The organism is Pelagovum pacificum (assembly GCF_016134045.1).
In the GTDB taxonomy this organism is placed as follows: domain Bacteria; phylum Pseudomonadota; class Alphaproteobacteria; order Rhodobacterales; family Rhodobacteraceae; genus Oceanicola; species Oceanicola pacificus_A.
The window spans coordinates 186,565-202,335 of sequence record NZ_CP065915.1 but is presented as its reverse complement, the minus strand read 5'-3'; the positions used below and the strand labels follow the sequence as shown (position 1 = coordinate 202,335).

At 65.9% G+C, this 15,771-nt stretch carries 16 protein-coding genes and 1 riboswitch; of the genes, 11 read left to right on the top strand and 5 right to left on the bottom strand.

The genetic code is table 11. From position 1 onward, the window contains the following. Positions 1-18 precede the first annotated feature (18 nt). From I8N54_RS01005 to I8N54_RS00995, 3 genes are read right to left on the bottom strand one after another with little or no spacing between them, the layout of a single operon-like run. Complete coding sequence (locus tag I8N54_RS01005) at positions 19-861, bottom strand: carbohydrate ABC transporter permease (protein ID WP_140194366.1); 843 nt, start codon at positions 859-861, stop codon at positions 19-21. Continuing rightward, a complete protein-coding gene (locus I8N54_RS01000; RefSeq protein WP_140194367.1) occupies positions 861-1,790 on the bottom strand; it encodes a carbohydrate ABC transporter permease in 930 nt (309 codons plus the stop codon). The genes I8N54_RS01005 and I8N54_RS01000 overlap by 1 nt, the downstream gene beginning before the upstream one ends. Continuing rightward, positions 1,787-2,935, bottom strand: coding sequence for a Gfo/Idh/MocA family protein (locus I8N54_RS00995; RefSeq protein ID WP_140194368.1), 1,149 nt, complete (start codon positions 2,933-2,935; stop codon positions 1,787-1,789). Before I8N54_RS00995 ends, I8N54_RS01000 begins: the two co-directional genes overlap by 4 nt. A 228-nt stretch (positions 2,936-3,163) precedes the next feature. Between I8N54_RS00995 and I8N54_RS00990 the strand changes: the two genes are divergently transcribed. Genes I8N54_RS00990 through I8N54_RS00965 form a run of 6 tightly spaced genes read left to right on the top strand, consistent with a single transcriptional unit; the run spans position 3,164 to position 9,338 of the window. Beyond that, positions 3,164-4,027 (top strand): DeoR/GlpR family DNA-binding transcription regulator, encoded by an 864-nt coding sequence (locus I8N54_RS00990; protein WP_197097550.1) that lies wholly within the window; start codon positions 3,164-3,166, stop codon positions 4,025-4,027. After that, positions 4,024-5,088 carry an SIS domain-containing protein gene (locus tag I8N54_RS00985; protein ID WP_140194369.1) on the top strand — a complete coding sequence of 355 codons (1,065 nt, stop codon included), beginning with the start codon at positions 4,024-4,026 and terminating at the stop codon, positions 5,086-5,088. The genes I8N54_RS00990 and I8N54_RS00985 overlap by 4 nt, the downstream gene beginning before the upstream one ends. A 2-nt stretch (positions 5,089-5,090) precedes the next feature. Continuing rightward, entirely contained in the window at positions 5,091-5,987 is an 897-nt protein-coding gene (locus I8N54_RS00980; protein ID WP_140194370.1) for an ROK family protein, read from the top strand. Between the two features lie 2 nt (positions 5,988-5,989). Further along, positions 5,990-7,099 (top strand): N-acetylglucosamine-6-phosphate deacetylase, encoded by a 1,110-nt coding sequence (locus I8N54_RS00975; RefSeq protein ID WP_232790419.1) that lies wholly within the window; start codon positions 5,990-5,992, stop codon positions 7,097-7,099. Beyond that, on the top strand, positions 7,096-8,532 hold the full coding sequence (locus I8N54_RS00970; RefSeq protein WP_140194372.1) for a M81 family metallopeptidase: 1,437 nt from the start codon (positions 7,096-7,098) through the stop codon (positions 8,530-8,532). The genes I8N54_RS00975 and I8N54_RS00970 overlap by 4 nt, the downstream gene beginning before the upstream one ends. Then, positions 8,529-9,338 (top strand): sugar phosphate isomerase/epimerase family protein, encoded by an 810-nt coding sequence (locus I8N54_RS00965; protein WP_197097551.1) that lies wholly within the window; start codon positions 8,529-8,531, stop codon positions 9,336-9,338. Before I8N54_RS00970 ends, I8N54_RS00965 begins: the two co-directional genes overlap by 4 nt. Positions 9,339-9,359: 21 nt before the next feature. Here the strand turns inward: I8N54_RS00965 and I8N54_RS00960 are convergent, their stop codons facing one another. Beyond that, positions 9,360-10,211: a sugar phosphate isomerase/epimerase family protein gene (locus tag I8N54_RS00960; RefSeq protein WP_197097552.1), complete on the bottom strand. Its 852-nt coding sequence runs from the start codon at positions 10,209-10,211 to the stop codon at positions 9,360-9,362. 191 nt (positions 10,212-10,402) lie between these two features. On the opposite strand from I8N54_RS00960, the gene I8N54_RS00955 reads away from it, so the two are divergent. The 5 genes from I8N54_RS00955 to I8N54_RS00935 all read left to right on the top strand — a co-directional run bounded on the left by I8N54_RS00955 (position 10,403) and on the right by I8N54_RS00935 (position 15,574). Next, entirely contained in the window at positions 10,403-11,890 is a 1,488-nt protein-coding gene (locus I8N54_RS00955) for a GMC oxidoreductase (RefSeq protein ID WP_140194374.1), read from the top strand. Between the two features lie 20 nt (positions 11,891-11,910). Further along, positions 11,911-12,969 carry a Gfo/Idh/MocA family protein gene (locus I8N54_RS00950; protein WP_140194375.1) on the top strand — a complete coding sequence of 353 codons (1,059 nt, stop codon included), beginning with the start codon at positions 11,911-11,913 and terminating at the stop codon, positions 12,967-12,969. Between the two features lie 59 nt (positions 12,970-13,028). Continuing rightward, a riboswitch (cobalamin riboswitch) is annotated at positions 13,029-13,249 on the top strand. Between the two features lie 120 nt (positions 13,250-13,369). Continuing rightward, positions 13,370-14,020 (top strand): HupE/UreJ family protein, encoded by a 651-nt coding sequence (locus I8N54_RS00945; protein ID WP_140194376.1) that lies wholly within the window; start codon positions 13,370-13,372, stop codon positions 14,018-14,020. 67 nt (positions 14,021-14,087) lie between these two features. Beyond that, positions 14,088-15,128, top strand: a complete 1,041-nt coding sequence (cobW, locus tag I8N54_RS00940; RefSeq protein ID WP_140194377.1) for a cobalamin biosynthesis protein CobW — start codon at positions 14,088-14,090, stop codon at positions 15,126-15,128. Then, entirely contained in the window at positions 15,125-15,574 is a 450-nt protein-coding gene (locus tag I8N54_RS00935; protein ID WP_140194378.1) for a GNAT family N-acetyltransferase, read from the top strand. Before cobW ends, I8N54_RS00935 begins: the two co-directional genes overlap by 4 nt. 11 nt (positions 15,575-15,585) lie before the next feature. On the opposite strand, the gene I8N54_RS00930 is transcribed toward I8N54_RS00935, so the two are convergent. Continuing rightward, entirely contained in the window at positions 15,586-15,747 is a 162-nt protein-coding gene (locus tag I8N54_RS00930; protein ID WP_197097553.1) for a hypothetical protein, read from the bottom strand. Positions 15,748-15,771 lie beyond the last annotated feature (24 nt).

Genomic DNA, 15,771 nt, shown 5'->3' with positions numbered 1-15,771 from the left:
TTGCGACCGGTTGGTTCATCATTCCTTCACCGCGCCGGAGGTCAGCCCGTCGACGATGTATTTCTGCAGGAAGATGTAGACGATCAGCACCGGAGCGATGCCGATCAGGCTTGCGGCCATCAACTCGTTCCAGCGAACCTGCTGATGACCGAAGAAATCATAGAGCCCGACCGGCAGCGGCTTGAGCTCGTCCCGGCTGTTGAAAGTCAGCGCGAAGAGGAACTGCTGCGCGTAGGCGGTGATGAAGGTCGCGATCGCGACGACCATCATGCCCGGCAGGCTGACGGGAAGAATGACCCGCCACAGGGTGTAGAGACGGCTCGCGCCATCGACATATGCGGCCTCTTCCAGCTCCTTCGGGATGCGCAGGAAATAGGAGCGCATCAGGAAGATGCCGGTCGGCACGCTGAACGCGGCACCGGGAATGATCATCGAGGCGTAGGAGTTCAGCAGCCCGAGCGTCAGCATCAGCTTGTAGAGCGGGATGATGAGAACTGCCGCGCCGACCATGTTGATCGCGAGGAACGCGCCGAGCATCGAGTCCCGTCCCCGGTACTCGAACCGGGCGAAACTGTAGGCGGCCGGGACAATGCAGAGCAGTGCCAGGACCGTCACCGAACAGGCGATGAAGAACGAGTTCACCATGTAGCGGAGCAGGTTCGGAACGTTCGTCCACATTTCCCGGTAGGCCGCGAAGGTCATGTCGTCGTCGAGGAACCGGTAGGGGATCGAGAACAGCCCGTCGAGCGGCCGCAGCGACACCTTGAAGGCTTCCACGAAGGGCGCCAGCACGAAGGCCAGGAAGATCAGCATGCCCGTGTAGATCAGGCACAACTCCCACCAGCGGTACTTGTTGATCATTACGCTTTCCCCCGTTTCTGGAGCCGCGACAGCAGGCCGAGGTAGCAGGCCGCGAAGAGGCTGAGGCAGATCAGGATCATCACGGCGCGCGCCGCGCCTTCGCCGTAGCGGAACCGCGAGATGGCGGTCTTGTAGGTGTCGATGATCATGGTGGTGGTGGCACCGCGGGGGCCGCCCTCGGTCAGGATCCAGATGATGTCGAACGAGTTGAAGGTCCAGATCGCCGACAACAGCGCCATGGTCGCGACCGACGGCGCGATCAGCGGCAGCGTGATCCGGCGGAAGCGGTAGAAGCGCCCTGCCCCGTCCGTCCACGCCGCTTCATAGAGCTCGGTCGGGATGCTCTGCATCGCGGCCAGCAGGTAGATCGCGACGAGCGGCGTGCCGATCCAGACGTCAGTGACGATCGTCGCGATGAAGGCGGAGGTCTGGTAGCCGAGGAACTCGAACGGACCGTCGAGGATGCCGATGTTCTGACCAAGGCCCGAGATCATCCCGAACTGGCCGTTGTACATCCAGCCCCACATGAACACGCCGATGGCGATCGGAACGATCCAGGGCGGCATGACCAGAATGCGGAAGATCACCCGGCCGGGAATCGCCGCGTTCAGCAGAACCGCGCCGAAGATGCCGAGCAAGACTTTCAGTCCGACACTGGCGAACATCCAGATGAAGGTCCGCTGAATGACCTCGGTGAAGTCGTCGTCGAAGATTTCAACGTAGTTCTCGAAGCCGATGAATTCCTCGCCGCGCATCGACGCGTCGGTGAAGCTCAGCCGGAAGGTCTCCACCAGCGGCCAGGCCACGATTGTCGCAACCAGAAAGAAGGCCGGCAGGAGCAGCAGGTAGGGAAACCAGTCGATCCGGGCCGAGAGGCCCCCGTCCGGGTCCGCCGCCGTCGCGTCGTAGGTGTCTGCCCGCTCGCTCATGACTCTCCTTTCAGCGCCTTGTCGAGGTCGTCCCAGATCGGCTCGAGCTCGACTATGCGCCCGGTGGTGCGCGATTCGTCCATGGCCAGCGCGGTGACACCCGCTTCGAGCGCGTCGATCACGCTGAGCGGAAGCTCCTTGCTGCGGCCGTGCAGGTAGTCCGTGATGTCCTTGGCCATCTCGGCGTCCGCGCCGTAGTGGCCCTTCGCCTGCCCCGTGCCGGGCGATACCTCGACCAGCCGCTCGGACGTATCGGAAGAGGTGACGCGCAGGTAATTGCGGACGAAGTCGCCTTCGGCCATCCCGTCGACGCCGACCACGGTGAAGCTGCGGTATTCGTCCGGGACGTTGAGGTTGGTGTGGAAGGTCATCGCCGCGCCATTGGCGTACTCGACCACCGCGACCTGGTAGTCGATCAGGTCACCGGAGCCGGAGAACGCGTCGTTGATGCCGTTCCAGCGCGGGCTCATCTCCGTCAGGTAAGCCGGCTCGGCTGCCGGGCGGCGGCTCGGGATGTATTTCTTGCGACCGCCGAAGCTTGCGATCTTCATCGGACGCGCGCCCATCACCCCCTGGTAGAGGTCGAGGTCGTGGCAGCATTTCTCGAGCATGAAGCCGCCGGAGATCTCGCTCTCCCGCCGCCAGTCCCGCATGAAGAAGGAGCCGTGGTAGGGCGCGATGTGCTCGGCCGCCTCGATCGACATGATCTCGCCCAGCATGCCCTTGGCCTGCGCCTCGCGCAGCTGCTTGTAGAGCGTCGAGTACCGCAGCACGAGACCGACCATCAGGCGTTTCTTGCCATCGTGCTTGTGGATCAGGCGGGCCAGTTCGATCGTCTCGGGGATCGTCGCGACGACGGGCTTCTCGGTGAAGATGAAAGGCGTCTTGCTCTCGAGGGCCAGCTTCAGGTGATCGAGATGCATGGAGTTCGGCGTGCCGATCATGAGCACGTCGAAATCGTGCTGGGCCATCATCTCTTCGGCGCTCTCGTAGCGGACCGGCTCGATCCCCTTCTCGGCGAGGGTCACCATGCGCGTTGCATCGGGATCCGCGACCGCGACGAACTCCGCCTCGGGATCGACCGCGGCGAATTCTCCCACGAGATGCGCGACCCTCTGACCAAGGCCGATGACACCATACTTCATACGTCGTCCAACTCCGTGTTGGCGGACCGCACGACAACCGGAGCGCCGTGCGCCCCGCATTTCGTGCTTGCCCCCCGCTTCTTTTTCTTCGTTAAAGTGAAGGCACCGATTTTGGCTCACTTCAAGAAAAAACTTTGCCTGAACTAAAATTTTCGGCGTGGGTATTTTGTTTGACTTTATATTTTGCCCTCCACACTATGAGATCGATCTAGATTGGAGCCGGCCCGCATGATGGTGTCAGACCGCGACCTTCTGAGCGCGATTCGTGAAGACCTGCCGCGGCTGACTCCGAAGCTCCGGGCGATCGGCGCCGCCGCGCTCGACGACACCGAGCGTTTCATCCGGAACACCTCGCGTGAGATCTGCACCGAGCTCGGTACGTCTGAACCGACGCTTCTGCGCTTCTGCCAGCACTTCGGTCACTCGGGCCTGTCCGACTTCCGGATCGACCTTGCCCTGTCCCTTGCCCGCCAGCCCAGCCGGAACGGTCTGGTCGAGCCGCTCGGCAGCGACCGGCGTGCCGTGAACCTCGATGCCAAGCGCGCCATCGCGCGCCGCGCCGTGCCGCTGATCGAGGGCGACAGCACGATCCTGATCGACAACGGTTCGACCGCGGAATTCTTCGCCGCCAGCCTCGCCGATGTGGCGCCGCTGACGATCATGACCACCGGCCTGATCGTGGCGCAGAACGCGATGACCCACGGCCAGCACACCGTCATGATGACCGGCGGCCGAATCCGCCCCAACCAGATGTGCCTCACCGGCGGCCTCGTCGAGCAATCGGTGTCGGGCCTCAGGTTCGACACGTTCGTCATGGGCGCCGACTCGATCGACGCCGGGCTTGGCCTCTCCACCTTCCGGGAGGACGAGGCCCGCCAGACCCGTGCGATGGTCGAGGCGGCATCCCGTGTCGTCGTCCTCGCCGACGGCACCAAGTTTTCAAAACCCGCCCTTCACAAGATCTGCGACCTCGACCGCGTGTCCATCCTGGTGACGGAACGCGCCGGGAACGAGGACGCGCTCGACGCGATCCGCGCCCGCGGTGTCGAGGTGATCCTGCTGGAGGGCCATCGGCAAGAGATCCTGACATGACCACCTATCAATCGAGCAGCACCTGGCAGGAGATCACCGCCCAGCCGGGCATCTGGCGTGACTGGGCCGAACCGCTCGCCGCGCACATCGCCGAGATCCGCCCGTGGATCGAGGCCCGGGGATACCGCCGCATCTGGCTGTCGGGCGCGGGCACCTCCGCCTATGTCGGGCAGGTGATCGCCACCGGCGACGACCGGCTGCAGGTCGTTCCGACCACGGATTTCGTCGGCGCGCCGCAGGACTTCCTGAAGAGCGAGGGCCCCATCCTTGCCATCCAGTTCGGCCGTTCCGGCAATTCGTCCGAGACGGTCGGGATGCTCGATCTCCTCGACCTTCACCGGCCCGACATCGACCGGCTCAACATCACCTGCAACAAGGAGTCCGACCTCGCCAAGCGGCCGGCGCCCGGCCCCGGCGAGTCGCGTACGATCGTTCTGCCCGACGCCTGCCACGACCAGGGCTTCGCGATGACGTCGAGCTTTACGACGATGCTGCTGACTGCGCTGGCCTGCCTGGGCGGGATCGAACCGGACGAGCTTCCGGCACTGGCCGAGGCCGCCGGCCCGATCCTCGAGACGGTCGAGGGCATGGACGCACCGCGTCCCGGTCGCGCCGTCTTCCTCGGCGCGGGTGCGCTGACAGGCATCGCCCGCGAGAGCGCGCTGAAGGTGCTGGAGCTTGCCGCGGGAAAGACGCTGACCCAGTGGGACAGCACCCTCGGCTACCGCCACGGCCCGAAGGCCGGCGTGGACGAGGACACGCACGTCTTCGCCATGATCCATCCCGACCCGCACACCAGCCGCTACGACGCCGACATCGCGGCCGAGATCCGCAGCCAGTTCCCCGGCATCCCGGTCACGACGATCGGATTCGGCGGCGACATCGACCTGCCCGCGCCGTCGCCGGACGCGCGGAGAACGGCTGTGCTTTACGTGCTGGCGGCGCAGGTGCTGTCGGTCAGGTGGTCGGCGGAGCTCGGCTTCAATGTCGACGATCCGTTCGCCGGCAAGAACCTCACGCGCGTCGTCAGTGGCGTGCAGCTCTACCCGTTCCACGGCTGACCATGCGGATTGGCGGCATTGACCTCGGCGGGACCAAGATAGAAGCCCGCCTCTTCGAAGGCGCGGGCGCGGAAACCGTGAAGGTCCATCGCGTCCCGACCCCGACCGACAGTTTCGACGGGCTGATGAGCGCGCTCATCGGACAGGTCGACTGGCTTCGCGCAGAATCGGGCGACCCGTCCCTGCCCGTCGGCGTCGCGATCCCCGGCGTGATCGACCCGGCCACGGGGGAGAGCTTTGCCTCGAACATCCCCGCTTCGGGGCATTCGATCCCCGCTGCGCTGAAGGCGCATTTCGGCGAGGCGATCCCGGTCGTGAACGACTGCATGGCCTTCGCCTTTTCCGAAGCGCAGGGCGGCGCCGGAGACGGCCATCGCGTCGTGATGGGGCTGATCCTCGGAACCGGCGTCGGCGGCGGCGTCTCGATCGACGGCGCGATCCCGCCGCGCCATGCCGGCCTCGCGGTCGAGGTCGGACACATCGGCATGTCCTACCGCGCGATAGAGCGGCACGGCCTGCCGATGTTCCGCTGCGGCTGCGGTCGGCTCGGCTGTGTGGAGAACTATATCTCCGGCACCGGCTTCAAGAACATCGCCGAGTGGAAGACAGGCACCCGCCACGGTGCGGAGGCGCTCGGCACCGAGCCGGCGCTCGACGAGGTGCTCGACATCTGGGCCGATATCGCGGGCGATGTGCTCGACACGATCCAGCTTGCGCTCGACCCGGACTGTATCGTGATCGGCGGCGGGCTTTCGAACCTGCCCGGCGTCGCCGACCGCCTCACCACCAGCCTCGAGGCGCTGCGTCTCGGCAGCGCCCGGATGCCGCTCATCACCGTGGCGCAACACGGCGACAGTTCTGGCGCGCGCGGCGCGGCTCTGATGGGGCTGAAGGCATGAGCATGATCGTCACCCCGGATCTCACTTACCTCGACGGCGCGCTCGAACCGGGTCTCGCGATCCATGTCGAGGGCGACCGGATCACGGCCGTGACACCTGCGACCGGCCCCGGCCACCTGAGGCCGCATGTCTTCATGCCGGGCGCTCAGGATCTGCAGGTCAACGGTGGTGGCGGCGTGATGCTGAACTCCGCCCCGACGCCGGACACGCTGCGGACGATGGCCGCCGCGCACCGCGCCCTCGGCACCACGGCGATCCTGCCGACGGTCATCACCGACCGGCCGGCCGTGATCGACGCCGCCGCCGATGCGGCGATCGAAGTGAACGGAGAGCCCGGCCAGCTCGGCCTGCATATCGAGGGCCCGCACCTCGCCCCGTCCCGCAAGGGCACCCACGATGTGAACCTGATCCGTCCGCTCGACCGGACGACGCTCGCCACCGTCGAACGGCTGCGCACAGCCGGACTCACAGTGATGGTCACTCTGGCGCCCGAGCGCGCCGACCCCGCGCTTCTGGCCGAACTCGTCGCGACGGGTGCCATCGTCTCTGCCGGGCACACCGCGGCCGATGCCGATGAGGCCCGTGCCGCCTTCGAGGCCGGAGTGTCGAACGTCACACACCTCTACAACGCAATGGAGCCTATGGCCTCCCGCGCGCCGGGCCTGCTCGCCGCGACGATCCTGTCCGAGGTGCCGTTCGGGATCATCGCAGACGGCATCCATGTGCATTGGGACATGCTGCGGATCGCGCTCGCCGCCCGGCCCCGGCAGGACCGCGCCTACCTCGTCTCCGACGCGATGGCGACGGTCGGCGGCCCCGACCATTTCGACCTCTACGGCCAGACGATCCACGTGCGCGACGGGGCGCTCGTCAACGCCGAGGGCTCCCTCGCCGGGGCGCATATCGACATGCTCACCAGTATCCGCAACGTCCACCACCACGCCGGCATCCCGCTGTCGCAGGCCATCGCGATGGCAACCGACATTCCCCGCGCCGTGCTGGGCCTGCCGCCACAAGTCGCCGCAAGCGGAGAGATCCTCTCCGATTACATCATGCTCGACGAGGGCCTCGCCCTCCTCCCTCCCGACCAGATCAACAGGACCATGCCATGAAGATCGCCGTCGCCGGCCTGCACATCGAATGCGCCAGCTACAGCCCGACCCTGACCCGGACCGAGGATTTCAACATCCTCCGCGGCCAGGAGATGCTCGATTCCCCTCTGTTCGCCTTCTTCGGTGACTACGACGCCGAGATCCTGCCGGCCTTCCACGCCCGCGCCGTGCCGGGCGCGCCCATCGCGAAGGTCACCTACGAGGCATTCAAGGCCGAGATCCTCGAACGGCTGGAGGCGCTGATGCCGTTCGACGGGCTCTACCTGCCGATGCATGGCGCAAGTCATGTCGACGGGATGGACGACAGCGAAGGCGACCTCATCACCGCGATCCGCGCGCTCGTCGGGCCGGAGATGCCGATCTGCGCCTCCTACGATCTGCACGGCAACCTCAGCCAGCGGATCATCGACAGCATCGACATGTTCACCGCCTATCGCACCGCGCCGCACATCGACGTGGTCGAGACGCACCACCGCGCCATGAAACAACTGGTCCGCTGCCTCGAAACCGGTGAGCGTCCATCGGTCTGCTGGGCCCGGATCCCGGTGTCCCTGCCAGGCGAGAAGACCTCGACCGAAGACGAGCCCGCCGCCTCGCTCTATGCCGCGATCCCGCAACACGAAGCGCCCGACGGGATCTGGGATGCCGCGCTGATGGTCGGCTACGTCTGGGTTGATGAGCCGCGCGTCACCGCTGCCGCTGTCCTCACCGGGACCGACCGTGACGCGATGGAACAGGCCGCGACCGCGATGGCGCAAAGCTACTGGGATGCCCGCGACGACTTTGCCTTCGGGACTGAGACCGGTTCGGCCGACGCTCTGATCGCCAAGGCGATGGGCGACGTCCCGCGACCCGTCGTGCTGGCCGATAGCGGCGACAACCCGACCGCAGGCGGTGCCGGGGACCGGGCCGGCGTGCTGGGCAAGCTGGTCGAGGCCGGTGCGCAAAATGTCATCCTCGCCGGCATCGCGGACCTCCCCGCGACGGAGGCCGCATTCGCCGCCGGCGAAGGCGCCGAAATCGAAGTTTCGGTCGGCGGCACACTCGACACCGAGAACTCGGAGCGGGTCACTGTCACCGCTCGCGTCCTGCATCTGTCGGAAGGCACAGCCCCGCGCGAGCGGCAGGCGGTTCTGAAGACCGGCACCATCATCTTCGTCGTGGCCGCCCGTCGCCGCCCCTACCACAACGACGCGGATTTCGCCGCGCTCGGACTCGACCCGACGATGGCCGAGATCGTGGTGGTGAAGTCCGGCTACCTCTCTCCCGACATGAAAGCGCTGGCGAAGACGTCGCTCATGGCGCTGACACCGGGTGTGGTCGATCAGGATGTCGAACGCCTGCCGCGCAGCCGCACGCCTGTGCCGACCTATCCGTTCCAGAAGGATTTCGACTTCACGCCCAAGGCGCTCTGGTCGGCGCGCGCCAAATGAGCCTGCCGCTGGAAAAGATCAGCCTGAAGTGGTCGATGATCGAGGGCGCGGATACCGTGCTCGACCGGTTCCGCATGGCCGCCGACGCGGGCTTCGACGGGATCGAACCCGATCTGCCCGGGGACGTCGATCTGGACGAGATGCTGGCCGCCAGCCGGGAGACCGGCGTCGCCATCCCCGGCGCCGTGAACTCGGTCCACTGGAAAGCCCCGCTGTCCGATCCGGATCCGGAGGTTCGCGCCGCCGGGCGCAGCGGCATGATCCGCGCGATGGAGGATGCCGCGACAGTCGGCGCCGACACCGTGCTCCTCGTCCCCGGCAAGGTCGATGCGCAGACGAGTTACCGCAGCGCCTGCGATTTCGCCCTGTCGCATATCGCGGAATTAATTCCGCATGCTGAAAGAACAGGCGTTCGGATCGCGCTTGAAAATGTCTGGAATGATTTCCTTCTCAGTCCCATTGAAGCGGCGCGATTCCTGGATGAATTCGATTCACCTCACCTCGGCTGGTATCTGGATATTGGGAATGTTCTGAAAATCGGAAATCCAAGGGATTGGATCGAGGAATTAGGAAACAGGATTTTCCGAATAGACGTAAAGGAATATTCGCTCGACCGCATGAACGATGAAGGGCCATGGAAGGGCTTTGATGTCGAGCTTGGGGACGGCGACTGTGACTGGGCGGCGGTGAATGCTGCGCTCAAGTCCGTGGGGTATCGCGGATGGGGGTCCATCGAGATGCCGGGCGGCGGACCAGAGCGGCTTGCCGACCTGCGTGCGCGGGCCGATCGGATTCGCGCGCTCTGAGCCGATCGGTCGTCCGGGGCCTCAGCCCCGGGCGATCTCTTCGGAGACCTCGTCGACCATCCGACGAATGTTGGCGAGGCCCATCTCGCAGCCGACGAGAGACGATTCCAGACCCTCGAACTCCAGCGAGACAAACCCGTCGTAGCCCGAGCGCAGCATAAGCTCGATCACCTTATGCGTGTCCATGTCCCCGTGCCCGAAGATGGAGCCGAGGATGTGCCGGCCGTGATACGTCTCAAGCCAGCCCTCCCCCGGAGCGTGCTTGCGGATGTGGAAATCCTTGAGGTGAACGAAGGCCGCATGGGGCAGGCAAGCCTGCGTTCCGATCAGCGCATCCTCATCAACACAAAGGAAATTCCCGACATCCAGCGTCATCCGGAAGAACGGATGATCGACCGCGTGGATCAGGCGGCGCACGCGTTCGCTTCCGTTCATGAAGAAGCCGTGGTCCTCGATGCTCGTCATCACGCCGTGGGTCTCGCCGTGCTCCGCGATCTCCCGGCAGACGGCCACGATACTCGGAAACTCGCGCTCAAATTGTGCGTAGTTCTCAAGGCGCAGCGGCCACGGAACGACGTCGAAGCGGAGGAACCCGACGCCGAGGTGAGCACAGAGTTCGACGTAGCTCTTAGCCCGGTCGATCTGCGCCTGTCGCTCCTCGGCGCTGCCGAGGAAGCTCGCCGAGATGCAGAGCCCGGAAAGCAGCACACCGCTGTTCGCGGAGGCCGTGGTCAGCCGGTTCAGAACCTCGGGATCGTCGGCCAGTCGGTAGCTCATCATGTCCTGCATTCCCGGACCGATGGTAAAAGTGGCAAGCTCGACATGCTCGCCACCTTTCTGCGCGACCCAGTCGAACACCTCCTCGATCTGCATTTCCCCTTTTTTCAGAAGGGGGTGGAAACTGTACGAACTTACGCCGATCTTCATCTGAAACCTCAATTCGCATCCAAAGCGATTTTCCTGCAATCTAGAGATCGCCCTTCACATCGGCAAGCGCATTGACAAAACAGCAATTGCGACATCCTGTTCGCACGAAACATGACAGCCTCCGGAGTATTCGATCCATGCAGCCCCATTCAGCCGATGTCGTCATTGTGGGCAGTGGCCCGACCGGCGCCGCCTATGCCCGGATCATACGACGCGACTGGCCGGAGGCGCGCATCCTGATGGTCGAAGCCGGCCCGCAGACCGCGCCGCGCCCCGGTACCCACGTCGCCAACATGACGCCCGGCGACCGCGCTGTCGCCGAACTTGCCTCACAGGGACCGACCCGTGACGCCTACGCGCCGATCACACGGGAAGAATGGCTTGCGCGTCACGCCGGCAGCCACGACGGCTCCCTCCTGCGGCGGCAGGGGCTGTTCATGTCGAACGACGATCCGGCGGAAGACGGCGTCTTCGCCGGTTTCGCCGCCGCCGCCGTCGGTGGCATGGCGACGCAATGGACCTCCGGCTGTCCGCATCCGTCGCTCGCCGAACGCCCGCCCTTCATCGACGCCTCAGAGATGGACGCCGCCCTCCATCTCGCCAGCGAGCTTCTCGGGTCAGAGCCTGACATCAACCCGAATGATCCGGCGGCCGACGCCCTGCGCGCGAAGCTCGCAGAGCATTTCGACGACGGCCGGCCGCAGGATCGTCGCGTTCAGCCGATGCCGCTCGCCATGCACCGGACGCAGTACGGTATCGTCACGCACGGGATCGAAACGATCCTCGGAGACATGCTCGACGAGCCCGAAGAAACGTTCCGCATCCTGTCCGAGACCGCGTGCCGCCGCATCATCCATGACAACGGGCGTGCGACGGGCGTCGTGCTCTGCCGCCCGGGCACCGACGACACCTACGAGGTCAAGGCGGGTTCGGTCGTGGTGGCCTGCGACTCACTGCACTCGCCGCAGCTTCTGTGGGCCTCCGGCATCCGGCCCGACGCGCTTGGCCGAAACATCAACGACCATTACCAGGTCACGCGACTGATCCAGGGCGACTTCGGCGGCCCGATGCGGTCGATGAGCTGGATTCCCCGTATTGATCCGTGGCCGTTCTCCGTCACCATTTCCGGCGCGGAAGAGCGGCAGCTTCCCTTCCCGCTCGACGAGCCGGTCGAGGATCGGCTGATCTTCATCGGCGTCTTCGTCGCCTCTGACATCACGCCGGAGAACCGGATCGTGTTCGACGACAGCAAGACCGACTGGAAGGGCCTGCCGAGCTTCTCGATCAGGGCCCGACCGACCGAGGGCGACCTCGCGCGGATCGAACAGGGCCGCGCCCTGTCCGACGAGATCACGAGCCTGCTCGGCCGCCCCGTTCCAGGCCTCGCCGCCACCGTTCTGCCGATTGGCAGTTCACTGCACTACCAGGGCACGATCCGGATGGGCGAGACGGACGACGGCACGAGCGTCTGCGACCGTGACAGCCGGGTCTGGGGCTTCGAGAACCTGCATGTCGCCGGCAACGGCGTGATCCCGACCATCACCGCCACCAACCCGACCCCCTACAGCGTCGCGCTCGCCACCCTCGGCGCGCGCCGCATCGCTGCCGAAAAGCGCAGCGTCTGAGAAGAAACGGAGATCATCCGATGAGCACCGAACCCCTTTCCGTCCTGGTCGTCGGTCTTGGCCAGATGGGGCGCAGCCACGCGCTCGCCTATCACGCGCACCCCGGTTACAAGATCGTCGGCCTCGTGAACCGCTCGACCCCAACCCTGCCGCAGGAGCTGTCCGGCTACCCGGTGATGAATGACTTCATGGCGACGCTGGACGAGCTGAAGCCGGACGTCGTGTCGATTTCGACGCACACCAACACCCACGCCGACTTTGCCGTTGCCGCACTCGAAGCCGGCGCGCACGTCTTCGTGGAAAAGCCGCTCGCCGCCAACGTGGCGGACGCGGAGCGTGTCGTCGCGGCGGCGCGGGCCAACGACCGAAAGCTGGTCGTCGGCTACATCCTGCGCCACCACCCGTCGTGGATGCGTCTGATCGAGGAATCCCGCAAGCTCGGCGGTCCGTTCGTGTTCCGGATGAACCTCAACCAGCAATCCTCCGGCGCCGCGTGGGGCATCCACAAGTCGATCATGCAGACCACCTCCCCGATCGTCGATTGCGGCGTCCACTACGTCGACGTGATGTGCCAGATCACCGACTCCCGACCGGTGGAGGTACGCGGCATGGGCACGACGCTCGCCAAGGGCCTGCCCGACGGCATGTACAACTACGGCCAGTTCCAGGTGCTGTTCGAAGACGGGTCCTCTGGCTGGTACGAAGCGGCGTGGGGGCCGATGATCTCGGAAACCGCTTACTTCGTGAAGGATGTCATGTCCCCGAACGGTGCGGTCTCCATCGTGATGGAGGAAAGCGCTCACTCCGCCGACATCAACGCCCACACCCAGACCTCCCGTATCCGGGTCCACCATGCGGAGATGGACGGCAACGATCAGTTGCTGCGCGAGGACGAGTGGCTCGACATGTCCGACGAGCCCGGCCACCAGGACCTCTGCGACCGGGAGCAGGACTTCCTCTACCGCGCGATCACCGAGGGTGTGGACCTCGACCGGCACATGACCGACGCGGTCGCATCGTTGCACATCTGCCTCGCCGCGGACGAGAGCATCCGCACCGGCAAGCCGATCCGCCTCTGACGCCCGGCCGGGAGGGGGCCGACGCGAACGGCGGCGCTTGACAGCGCCCTTGCCCCGCCCGCAAGAAGAACGTGCTCGGTTCCCGTCCGGAGTCCGCAGGACTCCCCCGGGATGAATAGGGAATGCGGTGAGGGCCGATCCAATCAGGAGGCCCAATGCCGCAGCCGCCCCCGCGACTGTAAGCGGTGAGCGGTTCGCCACGAAGCCACTGGGAAACCGGGAAGGCGGCGAACCGTGACGACCCGCAAGCCAGGAGACCTGCCGCGCACCGCGGGACCATGAGGTCCCGTGGAGACTGCAACACGGACGGGGTGTTCCGTAGGGGTCTGCCGCGCAAGGACAACGCCCGGCTTCCCGACGAGACAACCCCCTTTGATGAACCGAAGGGGACCAAATCTAGATGAAACGTATCCTTACCGCCGCCGCGGCCGCGACCCTCGCCGCCACGCCCGCCTTCGCGCACCACCCGCTTGGCGGGATGCCGATGGAGACCTTCGCACACGGCGCGCTGTCGGGCGTCGGGCATCCGGTGCTCGGCTTCGACCACCTGTTCTTCGTGGCCGCCATGGGCATCGCCGCCGCTTTCACGCCGGCCCGTCTTATGGCCCCGCTGGCCTACGTCGCCGCGATGATCGTCGGCTGCCTCGTGACCTACGCCGGCCTCGGCCTGCCCGCCGTCGAGACGGTCATCGTGCTCTCGCTGCTCGTGCTGGGCGGCGTGATCCTCGCCGGTCGCGCGCTGTCGCTGACGACTGCCGTGGCGCTGTTCGCCGTCTTCGGCCTGTTCCACGGCTCCGCGTTCGCCGGCTCCATCGCCGGTCAGGAGGGTGGCGTCGGTGGCGCGGTGCTGGTCGGCTACCTGCTCTTCCTTGCCATCACGCAGTACGCCATCGCGCTCGGCGCCCAGTTCGTCGCCCGCGGCCTGCTCGGCGCGACCGAGGCATCGTCCATAAACGCCCGCCTCGCCGGCGCTGCGGTGGCCGGTGTCGGCGTCTTCCTCGCGCTCGAAACGCTCGAAGGCCCGCTGCTCGCCGCGATGACCGGCGCCTGATCCGACCAGACAACGAGGCGGCCCTGCTGATGGGGCCGCCCGCACCCTTTTCCCGACAAGGCAGAACATGGCCAAGATCCCCGCCACCATCGTCACCGGTTTCCTCGGCGCCGGGAAGACGACGCTCATCCGCAACATGCTCCAGAACGCCAACGGCAAGCGGATCGCGCTCATCATCAACGAATTCGGCGACCTCGGCGTCGACGGCGACATCCTGAAGGGCTGCGGCGACGAGACCTGCACAGACGACGACGTGATGGAGCTGTCGAACGGCTGCATCTGCTGCACCGTCGCCGAGGATTTCGTGCCGACGATGGAGAAGCTGCTCGCCCGCGACCTGCCCCCCGATCACATCGTGATCGAGACCTCCGGGCTCGCCCTGCCGCAGCCACTGGTCCGCGCCTTCAACTGGCCCGGCCTCTCGACCAGGGTCACCGTGGACGGCGTCGTCACGGTGGTCGACGGCAAGGCTGTCTCCGAGGGCCGCTTCGCCCATGATACCGCCGCTGTGGACCGCCAGCGGGCGATGGACGACAATCTCGACCACGAGACCCCGCTGTCAGAGCTGTTCGACGACCAGATCGCCTGCGCCGACATGATCGTGGTGAACAAGAGCGATCTGTTGGGGGAAGAGGAAAGCGACCACCTCTCCGCCGTGCTCAAGGCCGAAAGCCGCGCCGGCGTTCAGGTCATCAAGACGACGATGGGCGTGCTGCCGGTCGAGGTCCTGCTCGGCCAGAACCTCGCCGCGGAAACCGATGTCGAGGCCCGGCACGAAGTGCACCACCACCATCACGCCGATGAGGACGACGATCATCATCACGACCACGATGAATTCGAGAGCTTCGTCGTCACCACCGGAGAGATCGCCGACCCGAAGGCCTATGCCGAGAAAGTCGCCGACCTGATCCGCCAGCACGACATCCTGCGCCTGAAGGGCTTCGCCACGGTCGCGGGCAAACCCCTGCGTCTGACGCTGCAGGCGGTCGGCCCCCGGATCGAGACCTACTTCGACAAGCCAATCGACGGCCCGCGCGAAACCCGCCTCGTCGTGATCGGCGAAACCGGGCTCGACAGGGAGGCGATCATCGCGGGGCTCGCGCCGTGATCCGCGTCGCCATCGCCGATCCGCGCGATCCCGGCCCGCGCGCCCTGCTGGAAGAGAGCCACGCCATGATGCAGGCGCTCTTCCCGCCGGAGGACAACTTCTACCTCTCCGTCGATGAACTCGCCGGTGAGGACGTCCACTTCTTCGCCGCGACCGAAGGCGACGAGGTGCTCGGCACCGGCGCGCTGGCGGTGAAGGACGGCTACGGCGAAGTGAAGAGCATGTTCACCGCCGAGGCCGCCCGGGGCCGGGGGATCGGCGCGATGATCCTCGTGAAGATCGAGGAGTGGGCCGTCGCGCTGAACCTCCCAGTGTTGAAGCTCGAAACCGGCGACAGCCTCGGGGCCGCGCACCGGCTCTATGCCCGCGCAGGGTTCGTGCCCTGCGGACCGTTCGGCGACTACGGCGCCTCCGCCTCGTCGATCTTCATGGAAAAGAAGCTTTGAGCGAGGTGCGCTCAGTCGTCGGCTTTCGGCTCGTCGGGATAGTGCTTCCGCTTTCCCGTACCGCTGCCGAGGTCCTCCGGCCCGCGCGCGGGCTTTTCCTTCGCCTCGTCGGTGGCGGTATGCTCCTCAGGCTTCGCCGGTCGATCGAGCGGATTTTTCTTCTGGTCGGTCATATCATCCCAAGCCCGACTGCCCCC

Coding starts and splice junctions, on each gene's coding strand:
- I8N54_RS00930 (WP_197097553.1), bottom strand. CDS start 15,747: ATGACCGACCAGAAGAAAAATCCGCTCGATCGACCGGCGAAGCCTGAG.
- I8N54_RS00985 (WP_140194369.1), top strand. CDS start 4,024: ATGACCACCTATCAATCGAGCAGCACCTGGCAGGAGATCACCGCCCAG.
- I8N54_RS00980 (WP_140194370.1), top strand. CDS start 5,091: ATGCGGATTGGCGGCATTGACCTCGGCGGGACCAAGATAGAAGCCCGC.
- I8N54_RS01005 (WP_140194366.1), bottom strand. CDS start 861: ATGATCAACAAGTACCGCTGGTGGGAGTTGTGCCTGATCTACACGGGC.
- I8N54_RS00960 (WP_197097552.1), bottom strand. CDS start 10,211: ATGCAGATCGAGGAGGTGTTCGACTGGGTCGCGCAGAAAGGTGGCGAG.
- I8N54_RS01000 (WP_140194367.1), bottom strand. CDS start 1,790: ATGAGCGAGCGGGCAGACACCTACGACGCGACGGCGGCGGACCCGGAC.
- cobW (WP_140194377.1), top strand. CDS start 14,088: ATGGCCAAGATCCCCGCCACCATCGTCACCGGTTTCCTCGGCGCCGGG.
- I8N54_RS00945 (WP_140194376.1), top strand. CDS start 13,370: ATGAAACGTATCCTTACCGCCGCCGCGGCCGCGACCCTCGCCGCCACG.
- I8N54_RS00975 (WP_232790419.1), top strand. CDS start 5,990: ATGATCGTCACCCCGGATCTCACTTACCTCGACGGCGCGCTCGAACCG.
- I8N54_RS00965 (WP_197097551.1), top strand. CDS start 8,529: ATGAGCCTGCCGCTGGAAAAGATCAGCCTGAAGTGGTCGATGATCGAG.
- I8N54_RS00950 (WP_140194375.1), top strand. CDS start 11,911: ATGAGCACCGAACCCCTTTCCGTCCTGGTCGTCGGTCTTGGCCAGATG.
- I8N54_RS00995 (WP_140194368.1), bottom strand. CDS start 2,935: ATGAAGTATGGTGTCATCGGCCTTGGTCAGAGGGTCGCGCATCTCGTG.
- I8N54_RS00990 (WP_197097550.1), top strand. CDS start 3,164: ATGATGGTGTCAGACCGCGACCTTCTGAGCGCGATTCGTGAAGACCTG.
- I8N54_RS00970 (WP_140194372.1), top strand. CDS start 7,096: ATGAAGATCGCCGTCGCCGGCCTGCACATCGAATGCGCCAGCTACAGC.
- I8N54_RS00955 (WP_140194374.1), top strand. CDS start 10,403: ATGCAGCCCCATTCAGCCGATGTCGTCATTGTGGGCAGTGGCCCGACC.